Genomic DNA, 11,976 nt, shown 5'->3' with positions numbered 1-11,976 from the left:
AGCATTGAATGCAAAACAGCGTGTCATGAAAAGTACGCCAACAACAATAAAATGATGACAAACTCTATGAAGCAAATGCCATGCCATACCAATAGAGGGTTACGCTTAATGAGGGGTTCTGGGTCGCGGCTGTGCGCCTTATTATCGGGGTTAAAATCTTGTAAAAACTCACCAATGGCTTGATAGCGCGCGTTAGTGTTGACATGCAGCGCACGCATGAGTGCCTGTTGGCTGGCGTCAGGTACGTTCTGTTGCCGTAGTGGCTGCGCGGGCATCATTAGTGTTTGGTTTGGCATCATTAGTGTTTGAGTATTAAATGGCAATTGCCCCGTCAGCAATTCATAGCCAATCACTGCAATCGAGAACAAGTCAGAATGCACGCCTTTTGGTGCATCGGTGTAATATTCTGGTGCAGCATAGTGCAAATCACCATTTGGTGGTCGAGTGCTGTCTTTTAAGATAGAGGAACTGGCGGAACCAAAATCAATCAGTTTGACGGCACCTGATTTGGTTAAAAGAATGTTTTCGGGTTTGATGTCCTGATGCAGCAGATAGTTGCGATGCATGACCCGAACCGCCATGCCAATTTTGGTGAGCAAATCAAAGGTTTGCCACACATCACAAGGCGCATGACGATCCATAAAGTCCCGTAAACTCTCACCGGCGATATATTCAGTCAAATGATATAAGTATGTGGTACTTGCTGGTACTGGATAGTAACGTAGCAGCCCCGACTCACTGAGCCCAGAACCCACGTTATGACCAATATTGTTGGATGCAGGATTGACAGACAATCGATTGGGATCAGCTTGATTGTAAGCCGACTCGCCCGCGCGGCGATGTTTTGATAGGCTCAAACCAATTTTACGTTCTTTTAAAAAATCACGCAGATAGTGACCATCATCCACAGAGTCTAAACTGGGTGATTTTAAAACAAAGTCATGGTTGTATTCATCTTGTACCCAGTACACGTGACTGCGAGCAGTACGAGCAATGATACCAATCACAGTAAAGCCATCAATATGATCGCCTATCTGTAAACCAGTTGGCAGCTGGTAGCGATTCACATCACGTATGACTGTATCCAGATTATCAAAGTCAATACCATCAAAATGACCAATACCCTTTGAGCCATTGATAGAAGTAAAATGGGCTAAGCGTGTGTTCATACTCAGCATGACCATGCTTAGATTATCATGACTGCCTGCACTAAAGGCTTGCTCGCACACGGCTTGACTGGTGTTAAACCCTAGCGGTAATTTGTGTGTAGTAGCCATCAACTGAAATATATCAGTCGCACTGCTGCACAGCTCAAACTGCAACTCTGTGGGCTCTATATGCTCATAAACCCCATCTGTCATGATGGCCAAACACTCGTTTTGATGAAGGGTAAATACTGATTGTTGTAGCTCTAACTGGCTATCTGCGCCGATAGCTGCAGCAAGCGCTCCTTTATCTTGGCCGCGGTGCACGCGGTGATCTTTGCTCAATACTGTCAGACAATCTACCCCAATGCGGTATATTCGAGAATCGCCTGTGTGAAACAGGTGAATACGGTCACCGATACAGAGCAAGCCTGATAACGTAGACAACAACGGCGGCACCCGTTGATACGATTGAGGAAAATATAAGATATCGTTGGCTTTATTGACTGCTGTTTTGATGAGACTAGCGACTTGATCATCGTCAAAACTGATGGATGACGTCTCATCTTGTGATTGTGCCAGTGCGGTCAACCCCAATGTGATTTTGTGAGCAATGGTATTCACCACCAGCCTACTTGCCTGTTTTGGAAACTGACAAGCGCTGACCCCATCTGCCATCAACACCAATAATGGGGCTGATGATGGCGGGTGAGATACTGCATGAGGCATTGGGCGATTGGCACTAGATGATTCTGTACCTGAATATTGATAGGGCAAGCAGGTGGTAATAAGTACACTGTCTTGATTTTCCGTCTTGCGACCTGCCATAGTGAAAAAATCAAGCCACCATAATGCAGTGCTGCCATCATCTATACTCTTACTTTCATTAGTCTCATCAATAGCAACAAACTGACTTGACTCTATCAAAGATGACGAAGTGTTGAAATGAGCAGCCATCTCATCCGCATTTTGACTATTGTTTCTATTGGCATTTGCTGCATGTGTTATCGTCATCTGTCGTCACCCCATACTATCTATGACTCACTTGTATTTCGGCAAATGTGCCATCTGGCATCTCTTCAATAATGATGCCTTCTGGCTCTTTTAAGAGAAACAATGCAAAGAATCCAGCCACTGCTGTCGCGGCAATTACAAAGAAAAACACTTGATAAGACACCAGGCTTAGCACCGTTAAATACACCACTGATCCAACATTGCCATACGCACCTGTCATCCCTGCAAACTGCCCTGTCATACTGCGTTTGATCAGAGGAATCACCGCAAAAACAGCGCCTTCACCTGCCTGTACAAAGAACGAGCAAAACATCGTAATTAACAATGCCAGTGCAAGTGGCCATGTTGAGTCAAGTAAGCCCATTAATAGATACCCGATGGCCAATCCAGCTGTCAAAATCAACAAAGTAATTTTGCGACCAAACTTATCACTTAGCCAACCGCCACCTGGGCGTGACATGAGATTCATAAAGGCATAGCTCGATGCCAATACCCCTGCCATCACAATCGATAAACTAAAAGTTTCTTGGTAAAACAAAGGAAGCATCGACACGACAGCAAGCTCTGAGCCGAACGTGGCAAAATACAAAATATTTAAGATACCTACTTGCTTAAAATCATAACGATGCGCTACTGGTACAGGCGTGGTGAAAACCTCTTTATTAAAACGGTAACTACTGATGAACTCGTAAACATACAGTATCGCAAGGCCAATATAGACCATGATGACACTAGACTGGCTCAGCAAGCTCACACCATCAGGTGATAGTTTCCACGCCAATAGAGCCAATGCCAAATACATAGGCAATTTAAAAACCATCATTAACCAAAAATCACCTGATGACGTCACCATCATGGCACCTGATTTTTTGGGTTTAAAATAAGTAGCCCCTTTGGGTGTATTACGCGCCATCTTATAAAAAATGATGCTATAAATCGCCATCACTACCCCTGACGTGGCTGTTGCATAACGCCACCCTTCATCACCACCGAACACTGCTGCGGCACCAATCGCGATAGTCGGCAATAACAGTGCCGCTGCTGCTGAGCCGAAATTACCCCACCCCCCATAAATACCCTCAGCCGTCCCTAATTCATTGGTTGGAAACCAATCACTCATCAAACGGATACCCACCACAAAGCCTGCACCCACAAAACCCAGTAAAAACCGAGACAGTGCCAAGGTGTTGTAATCCTGCGCGAACGCAAAGGTAAAACAAGGAATAGCACCAATGGCTAAAATGGCAGTATAAACAATACGAGGGCCAAAACGGTCTGTCAGCATCCCGATAATCACGCGGGCCGGAATAGTCAATGCCACGTTTAAAATGAGTAACGTTTTGATTTGGTCTTTACTCAGATTGAGCGTTTCTCCAATCGCTGATAAAAATGGTGCATGGTTAAACCATACAAAAAAGGTAAGGAAAAATGCCATCCAACCTAAATGAAGGATTTTATTTTTACCCGTAAATGACAAAACATTAAGTTTGTCTTTACTAGATGCAACGGGGGCTGATGATGACATAGGCAACTTCCTCAAATGATTAACTTCAGGGTTCTGACAACGTACTAAAGGTACTAAGTGTTCAAAAAATGCAGTATTCAAATATGATAAGTAGCAATGTTTCAAGCAGTGCAATGGTTATGCCAGTTATTTGTGTACGCTGCCAGATCCATATAAAGATCAGCACTCGTTAATTATCCAAGCGCCTTTACTGGTGGGTCTATAACCATCACCACACCTGACACTTATGCTAATAAAGCATTAATAAAGCAGATTTAAAACACTCCATCAGCCTCCCTTATAAACAGCAATAACATCCAACTTGGGGCACAGCAGTAACTATTTTGGTGCATTAATTTTTGATATCGCTGTCATTAACAATCGTGCTCACCCTGATTTTTGGCAAATAGCAACGCTAATCATGCTGACATAAAAACCTTAGTATATAAGCGACTGGTCTCGATACGGCATACCTTTATGCCTAATAGCAACGCGCAAAAACCTAGCTAATCGAAGTGCTCTGGCATGATTATTGAATACTCTGTAATAGTAGGTATTAAATGCTGTTTATCAGCTGTTGTTGAGAGACGGAGCCGTTTATAGCGTGATAAAAAAATAAACGATGTCCGCATTCAACCAGCCCCATTACTAAGGACAGACGCATGATTAGCACTGCATTGAACACAGAAAACAAAGGCAATTTAGTGGTGATTGGCAACGGTATGGTCGGTCATCACTTTATTGAACGAGCAATTGAGCAAGGACTGCACCAGCAATTTGACATTCATGTATTTGCTGAAGAAGACCGCCCTGCTTATGACCGTGTTTATTTGTCGAGCTACTTTGAACATAAAGATGCCAGTAAGCTGAACCTAGTAGATTTAACGGCTTACGAATTATCAAAAGTTAATTTGCATTTGAATCAGTGCATTGTAGATATCGATTCGGCCAGGCAGCGTATTACTACTGAGGCAGGCGAGATTATTGAGTACTCTGAGTTGGTGCTAGCAACTGGCTCATATCCTTTTGTGCCGCCCATCCCAGGCTGCGAGCATCCGCATTGCCACGTATACCGAACCATTGCGGATTTAGATGAGATTTTAGCGATTGCGGAGCTGCCCACTGTCAAAAAAGGCGTAGTGGTTGGTGGTGGTCTACTGGGGCTTGAGGCCGCAAAAGCGCTCGTGACGCTAGGGCTGGATACCTATGTGGTCGAGTTTGCGCCGCAATTGATGGGCGTTCAGCTTGATGCCGCTGGCGGTGAGATTTTAAAGCGAAAAATAGAAGCACTTGGTGTCAAAGTACTGACGGGGAAAAACACCAAAGAGATTCTGTCTAATACTGCGCCGAACTCTGATGACACCAGCGGTGATGAACAACATTTAACCATGGAGTTTACAGATGGCACCTCTCTAACGACTGATATGATTGTGTTTAGCGCTGGTATTAGACCGCAAGATGGCCTCATCAAAAACAACCCCGAATGCGGTATCGAAATGGGCGGGCGCGGTGGCATCTTGATTAATGAGCAATGTCGCACCAATGCCGATCATGTTTATGCCGTAGGCGAGTGCGCCGTATGGGACAATAAAGTATTTGGTCTGGTGGCTCCCGGTTACAACATGGCCAGTATCTGTGCCGCGCAAATCGCTGGTGATAGCAAGCAAATATTTACAGGCGCCGACATGAGTACCAAGTTAAAACTGATGGGTGTGGATGTGGGCAGTATTGGCGATGCACATGGCACAAGTGACGGCAGTTTAAGCTATCTGTATCAAAATCCTGCTGAAGGCATCTACAAAAAACTGGTCACCACACCTGATAACAAACGCTTGCTTGGTGCCGTATTGGTAGGCGACACCGAAGACTATAACAACCTATTGCAATTGTATTTAAATGACATTGACCTACCCGCACACCCAGAAAGCCTGATACTACCCAATGTTGAAAAACCCGTGATGGGCATCGACAATCTGCCAGATACCGCCACGATCTGCTCTTGTTATAACGTGACCAAAGGCGCTATCTGCTCCGCCGTCGAAAACGGCGCATACTCCGTCAGCGATGTAAAAACCATGACCAGTGCTGGTAGTGGCTGTGGCGGCTGTGCCCCTATGGTCAAAGATACGGTCAGCTATCAACTCACTGCCATGGGCTTTGAAGTAAACAATGACTTGTGTGAGCACTTTGCTTACTCTCGTCAAGATTTATATAGCCTAATTCGCGTGCACGGTATCAAAACCTTTGATGAATTATTGACTGAACATGGAAGCGGCCATGGCTGTGAGATATGTAAACCGACAGTCGCCTCTATTTTGGCATCGTGCTGGAATGACTACGTACTCAAAACCGAGCTGACACCACTACAAGACAGTAACGATTACTACTTAGGTAATATCCAAAAAGACGGTACTTATTCCGTCGTACCGCGTGTGCCGGGCGGTGAAATCACTGCAGACAAGCTCATCGTACTGGGTCAAGTGGCGAAGCAGTTTAATTTGTACACCAAAATCACTGGTGGGATGCGAGTCGATCTATTTGGCGCGCGCATGGAGCAATTACCTGATATTTGGACGCAACTGGTACAAGCAGGCTTTGAGACTGGCCATGCCTATGGTAAATCTTTACGTACCGTGAAATCTTGTATCGGTAACAACTGGTGCCGCTACGGCGTCGATGACAGTATTGGTCTCGCCTTGAGATTAGAAGATCGTTATAAAGGCGTGCGCTCACCGCACAAAATCAAAATGGGTGTGTCAGGCTGTATGCGCGAATGTGCGGAAGCGCAAAGTAAAGACTTTGGCATGATTGCGACTGAAAACGGCTGGAATCTATTTGTCTGCGGTAATGGTGGTATCACCCCACGTCATGGCGAGCTGTTCGCCACCGATCTGGACACCGAAACTATGGTCAAATATATCGACCGCATCATTATGTTTTATATCAAAACAGCGGACAAGCTACAGCGCACCTCAAAGTGGCGTGAAAGCTTAGATGGCGGGCTTGATTATCTGAAAGCCGTCATTATTGAAGACAGTTTGGGCATAGCAGATGAGCTCGAAGCACAAATGCAGTTATTGGTCGACAATTACGTGTGTGAGTGGGCAGCGACGATTAATGACACCGAAAAACTCAAACGTTTCCGTCATTTTGTAAACAGTGAGAAAGGCGATGACAATGTCGTTTTCGTGACCGATCGTGAGCAGATTCGCCCAGCGACTGATGCGGAAAAAGCAACCATCAACCTGGTTGAATTGGCCTAGCCAATGATGAGTGCCTTGTTAGTTATCACAAAAAGCAAGGCGCTGTTTTTCGAATCATGTTTTGCAACTCGTAACTTGTTACTCATGACTTACCACTCATACAGAGCAATATTATCATCACTAAGGATACCGCCTCATGAACCAACAGACTATTTGTACACTTGACGATATCATTCCTGAAACTGGTGTGTGTGCACTGATAAATGGTAAACAAATTGCTATTTTTCGCACCAAACAAAACGATTTATTTGCTCTTGATAACTACGATCCATTCAGTCAAGCCAATGTATTGTCTCGAGGGTTGATTGGTGGCACCACGATTACAGATGATACAGGAACAGCAAAAGAGGTCCTTTATGTGGCCTCGCCCATCTATAAGCAACGCTTTAACCTAGCTACTGGTCAGTGTTTAGATGATGAGAGTATTGTGCTCAATACTTATAAATTCAAACTTGATGGAAACAATGTGGTGGCAAACTACGAATAATAAGCGGCGTTATCTCTTATTTTGATATGCCATTAATAATTGCTGTATTAATCTAAAACATCCTTTGAATCTGAGATTCAAAGGATGTTTTATTTTTGACAACTACGCTGAAATACCACGCATTAAACGTTTCAATATATTCTACCAAACTGAAAGGCTGATATTTGCGTTTTTAGTTTTATTAGAAGTAGACTTTACGCCTTATTTCAATCCTTATGCATCCATGGCTATCATAAGTGGCTGTTATGATAGCTCATGCCGCGTATAGAGCTTTATGCTTGTGAGTTGCGCTTCAGGCTATATACTTGGCATCATCGTTCTAGAACGAATAATCTTTCCATAATACTCTAACGTCTCGCTCAGGGTCGTTAACAATTTTAGAATCAGTATCAAATACCATCGTTGCTCGATCTGCTAGTCGATAGTTATCCCATGGTGCTTGTCCAGAACGAGCAAACTCGATCCAGTTCTGATGCATGGTATCGGCAAGCTTTTGCGATGGTTGATCGCCAATAAAGCTTTTGGCTTGCTCACTATCAAGAGCATTAAAGGTAAAAGGTACATCCACAAAATGCGCGGCGCCTAACTTTCCATCAAAAGCTGGTGAAAACCACGAAAAGTTATAATGCCAGACTTTATTGCCGTTGTTAACCAAGTGCTCAGCAATATGGACTGCAGGCATCCGAAAGGTGTAATCAGACTGAATGTCAGCAAAGCTATCGCCAATAGATTTTTCATTCTTAATTGGCGCGTAAACATCACGCGATGCACCACTCAAAGATAAATCACTCAACAACTGCGATCTTTGTGTTGCAGGAATTTGGTCGATAGCACCGCCTGGAACATAATACAGTCTGGCTTCTTGATCCGTACTACCCACGATAACGGGAATGGCTGGATCTGTATTGTTCGCCAGATCTCTCATAGGTGACTCTTTGATGACATCTCCATCAGCGACAGGCAAAAACGCTGTGCCGCCCCAAGACATCATGCCCCACTGGTCTCGATTCTTTATAGTGTTACCAATATCAATAACTTCAGTGACTAACGTTTCAAGAGGAATTTGAGAGATATCGCTTATCGTTGCTGATACACCCAGCTCTTTGGCAAAAGTTTGGCTAACTCGATCTGCTTGCTCCATGGTCATGAATTGCATTGGTGGGCTTTGCATGATTGCTTGTTGAAAGAGACCTTTTGCTTTATCTGTGCCCAACAGTATGGCGACGCTTTCAGCACCTGCCGATTGACCGAACAGAGTAACGTTCTCTGGATTACCGCCAAAATTGGCAATGTTTTTCTGTACCCATTGTAATGCCGCAATTTGATCGAGAATACCTCTATTATCTGGCGCACCATCTAAATGCATAAACCCATCAACACCAACTCGATAATTCACAGTGACGACAATCGCGTCGTTTCTTGCAAAGCCAGTACCGTTGTACGCCTCTTCTCCTGCATCTGCCCGAATAAAAGCGCCGCCAGGTATCCAAACCATCACAGGTAGCTGCTTATTTGATTGTAGAGCAGCCGTTGGCGCCCATATGTTTAAGGTAAGGTCTCCTGCAGCACCGACAAGCTCAACCGTCTGCTCTCTGCCTGGCTGCGGAACTGGCGCTGTTTTTTTTGTGGCGTCCAAGACTCCTTCCCACTTTTCATACGCCTGAGGAGCTTTAAACCTACGCGCTTTTGTAAAAGGATCATGAGCATAAGGAATACCATAAAATGACGTAACGTCGGCATTCACTTTACCTTGGACTTCGCCTTGATGAACAGAAACCGTCATCTGTTGTCCTTCTATATCGTTATTCGCTGCAAATGAAGACGCCATATTAAAGCTTAAAATTATGACTGTCGCTTTGCAAAACCTTTTTACCATATGGTTCAAAGCCATCATTATGATTCCTTTTTTTGTTTACTTGTCTTTCTTATGAGAGTGGTAAAAATGGATACCCAACCTGAAGCTTACTGTTCCTTAGAATAATACCGTGCTCTGATCAAAATTTTTATAAGATAAACGTAAGGGTTTGATAACGTGATGGTGAGCTCATATACGACTAGAAAATTCAGACTAACGATTTGAGATGAAATTAAAAAGTAATATCTAGCCAAACTGAAAAGCAGACAACTTTGTTTTTAGCACTTGCTGGGAGTAAATCTTTTGGCCCTTGTCATATCCTGCTGCACCCACCGCTATCATAAGCGGTAACAAATGCTCCTCTGCCCCTAATGGATGTGAGTCAAGCGCGTGAGGAGCATTTTTCCAATTGACCAATGCCGTGAGTCGTTTATCCGAATCTGCTGATTCCACAGTATTCGTTAGCCATTCATCAAAACGCTCTGATGGTTCAGTAAAACTGGTATCGCCATAACCGCGCATATTATGAAAGCTCATGCCGCTACCGACGATTAGCACACCCTCTGTACGTAATGATGCCAGTGCTTGACCAGCAGCTATATGCGCTTGTGGGTCTAAATCATGACGCAAAGATAGCTGCACCACTGGAATATCTGCCTCAGGGAACATTAGCTTAAGCGGTATAAATACCCCATGATCAAAACCGCGCTCCGCATCTTGTTTATTACCTACCCCGGTCTCTGTCAGTAGCCTACTGACTTGCTCCGCCAATGCTGGCGCGCCTGAGGCTGGATAAGTCAAATTATAAGTATGCTCAGGAAAGCCATAATAATCATAAATGAGATCAGGTTGCTTGCCAGCGGTGATACTAAATTCAGCCGTCTGCCAATGGGCACTAATGATTAAGATAGCCTTTGGTCGCTCAGGCAAACGAGCAGAAATGCCCTTTAAAAAAGTTGCCATCTCATGCCACGTATCCGCTGGTTGCCAATCCATAAAAAAACAAGGCCCTGCACCATGCGGTATAAACAGTACAGGCTGGCTGACTGGCTCATTAGATAAAAGTGTTGTCATGGCTTTCCCCTTGTTGCTTGTCTTAAATGGCTATTTTCACTAATAATTGAATAATCCCATTTACAATTATAAAACCTAGCCTAATTTTTCTGATAATACTTTATCCATACTGAGGGAACCGCCACCTTGAATAGCTAGGGCAAGCGTAGCCACCATCAATGTTAATGCGTATTCATAACCACCATTATCAGCAAATAGCCCATTGCTAATATGGACAGAAAAAATAGCCACCAACATGGTAAAGGCTGCGGCTAAAGCAGCTGGTCTGGTTAGCAGACCTAATACCAGAGCTAGACCACCGAAGAACTCAGCACCGCCTGCTAGTATCGCCATCAAGTAACCCGGATCCATACCCATACTGCTTAACCATTGAGCCGTACCTGCTAGCCCATTACCACTGAACCAACCAAATAATTTTTGGGCGCCATGAGCTGCTAAAATCAGGCCAACGGGTACACGAAGCACTAAGGCCGCTGCTCCAGCTTTTGATGTCAAAATAGTATTTAATAGTGATGATTTCATTGATGCTCACTCCATAACGTATGATTAGAATAAATAGTGTCGAAAACAATATAGGCACACTTTACTATCAACGCTATAAAAGAGTAAGCTCAGTTATATTGAATAATTACCAACATACTGTTTATAATGGATTTGATATCGAGAGAATTATAGGAATAAACATGGATAGAATCGATGCCATGCGCGCTTTTGTCGCGGTAGTGACAGAAGGCAGCTTTAGTAAAGCGGCTATTACGATGCAGCTCTCGCCGCAGCTAGTAAGCAAGTATGTAGCAAAGCTAGAGGAGGAACTGCATACTCGCCTACTCAACCGCACTACGCGCAAAGTCAGCCTAACTGAAGCTGGCAGTCAATACTTTACGCACGCGCAGCAGATTTTATTGAGTATTGATGAGATGGCATCGCAGTTAGGCGGCTTACAGCAGCATCCTAAAGGCGTCCTGCGCATCAGTGCTCCCGTGTCCTTTGCCTTAAAGCATATGGCAAAACTCATCACTGATTTTCAGGAGCGCTACCCCTCAGTTACCGTTGATCTGCAGTTGAGTGATCGAAAAGTAGATATCGTTGAAGAAGGCTTTGATATTGCCCTGCGTATCGGACAGCTCCAAAGCTCGTCGCTTATCGCCAAGCAGATTGCTCCGATTCGCGTGGTGTTATGCGCCTCGCCCGAGTACCTCAAATCTCATGGCACCCCTAAACAACTTGAGGATTTAGAGTCGCATCGCTATTTGCATTATAGCTATATGAATGTCGAAACTAAGGGTCAAATCTACAAATACCTAAAGACTAAACAATTCAAAGAACGTAGCGTTTTCCATAGCAATAATGGCGACGTACTCGTTGAAGCAGCTATTGCAGGCGGAGGATTGATATTACAGCCGACTTTCATTGCTAGCGAAGCATTAAGTACTGGCAAGTTGGTCGTAGTGTTGCCAGAATATGAACCTGACCCTTTAGGGTTGTATGCAGTCTATGCTCATAGAAAACTACTACCTCACAAAGTCAGGTGCTTTATCGACTTTATGACCAACTACTATGGTACACCGCCATATTGGGATGAGAATATAGCGCACGTGCCAAACAACTAATTACTCACCATACAAAAATCTGTT

8 protein-coding genes are annotated in these 11,976 nt (G+C 44.2%); 3 read left to right on the top strand and 5 right to left on the bottom strand.

Features of this window, described 5'->3' with window-relative positions; translation table 11 throughout:
• Window positions 1–23 precede the first annotated feature (23 nt).
• Complete coding sequence (locus ACQKC9_RS12745) at window positions 24–2,159, bottom strand: protein kinase domain-containing protein (RefSeq protein ID WP_427622126.1); 2,136 nt, start codon at window positions 2,157–2,159, stop codon at window positions 24–26.
• 16 nt (window positions 2,160–2,175) lie between these two features.
• Window positions 2,176–3,684, bottom strand: a complete 1,509-nt coding sequence (locus ACQKC9_RS12740) for a NarK family nitrate/nitrite MFS transporter (RefSeq protein WP_427622124.1) — start codon at window positions 3,682–3,684, stop codon at window positions 2,176–2,178.
• A 641-nt stretch (window positions 3,685–4,325) separates the two neighbouring features.
• Between ACQKC9_RS12740 and nirB the strand changes: the two genes are divergently transcribed.
• Both nirB and nirD read left to right on the top strand, forming a co-directional pair.
• Window positions 4,326–6,926 carry a nitrite reductase large subunit NirB gene (nirB, locus tag ACQKC9_RS12735; RefSeq protein ID WP_427622122.1) on the top strand — a complete coding sequence of 867 codons (2,601 nt, stop codon included), beginning with the start codon at window positions 4,326–4,328 and terminating at the stop codon, window positions 6,924–6,926.
• A 136-nt stretch (window positions 6,927–7,062) separates the two neighbouring features.
• On the top strand, window positions 7,063–7,413 hold the full coding sequence (nirD, locus tag ACQKC9_RS12730; protein ID WP_427622120.1) for a nitrite reductase small subunit NirD: 351 nt from the start codon (window positions 7,063–7,065) through the stop codon (window positions 7,411–7,413).
• 319 nt (window positions 7,414–7,732) lie between these two features.
• On the opposite strand, the gene ACQKC9_RS12725 is transcribed toward nirD, so the two are convergent.
• The 3 genes from ACQKC9_RS12725 to ACQKC9_RS12715 all read right to left on the bottom strand — a co-directional run bounded on the left by ACQKC9_RS12725 (window position 7,733) and on the right by ACQKC9_RS12715 (window position 10,864).
• Window positions 7,733–9,241, bottom strand: a complete 1,509-nt coding sequence (locus ACQKC9_RS12725) for a carboxylesterase/lipase family protein (protein WP_427622118.1) — start codon at window positions 9,239–9,241, stop codon at window positions 7,733–7,735.
• Between the two features lie 273 nt (window positions 9,242–9,514).
• The gene (locus ACQKC9_RS12720; RefSeq protein WP_427622116.1) at window positions 9,515–10,342 is read right to left on the bottom strand and encodes a DODA-type extradiol aromatic ring-opening family dioxygenase; all 828 of its coding nucleotides are present in this window, start codon (window positions 10,340–10,342) and stop codon (window positions 9,515–9,517) included.
• A 75-nt stretch (window positions 10,343–10,417) separates the two neighbouring features.
• Entirely contained in the window at window positions 10,418–10,864 is a 447-nt protein-coding gene (locus ACQKC9_RS12715) for a DoxX family protein (protein WP_427622114.1), read from the bottom strand.
• 161 nt (window positions 10,865–11,025) lie between these two features.
• Between ACQKC9_RS12715 and ACQKC9_RS12710 the strand changes: the two genes are divergently transcribed.
• Window positions 11,026–11,952, top strand: a complete 927-nt coding sequence (locus ACQKC9_RS12710; protein WP_427622112.1) for a LysR substrate-binding domain-containing protein — start codon at window positions 11,026–11,028, stop codon at window positions 11,950–11,952.
• Window positions 11,953–11,976: the final 24 nt, after the last annotated feature.

The organism is Psychrobacter sp. NPDC078409, from assembly GCF_050268505.1.
In the GTDB taxonomy this organism is placed as follows: Bacteria; Pseudomonadota; Gammaproteobacteria; order Pseudomonadales; family Moraxellaceae; genus Psychrobacter.
The sequence above is the reverse complement of the archived record's forward strand: the minus strand, read 5'-3'. Positions and strand labels throughout refer to the sequence as shown.

Bases quoted from the DNA above. Each gene is read 5' to 3' on its own strand.
- ACQKC9_RS12745 (WP_427622126.1), bottom strand. From the start codon at position 2,159: ATGACGATAACACATGCAGCAAATGCCAATAGAAACAATAGTCAAAAT.
- ACQKC9_RS12740 (WP_427622124.1), bottom strand. From the start codon at position 3,684: ATGTCATCATCAGCCCCCGTTGCATCTAGTAAAGACAAACTTAATGTT.
- nirB (WP_427622122.1), top strand. From the start codon at position 4,326: ATGATTAGCACTGCATTGAACACAGAAAACAAAGGCAATTTAGTGGTG.
- nirD (WP_427622120.1), top strand. From the start codon at position 7,063: ATGAACCAACAGACTATTTGTACACTTGACGATATCATTCCTGAAACT.
- ACQKC9_RS12725 (WP_427622118.1), bottom strand. From the start codon at position 9,241: ATGGCGTCTTCATTTGCAGCGAATAACGATATAGAAGGACAACAGATG.
- ACQKC9_RS12720 (WP_427622116.1), bottom strand. From the start codon at position 10,342: ATGACAACACTTTTATCTAATGAGCCAGTCAGCCAGCCTGTACTGTTT.
- ACQKC9_RS12715 (WP_427622114.1), bottom strand. From the start codon at position 10,864: ATGAAATCATCACTATTAAATACTATTTTGACATCAAAAGCTGGAGCA.
- ACQKC9_RS12710 (WP_427622112.1), top strand. From the start codon at position 11,026: ATGGATAGAATCGATGCCATGCGCGCTTTTGTCGCGGTAGTGACAGAA.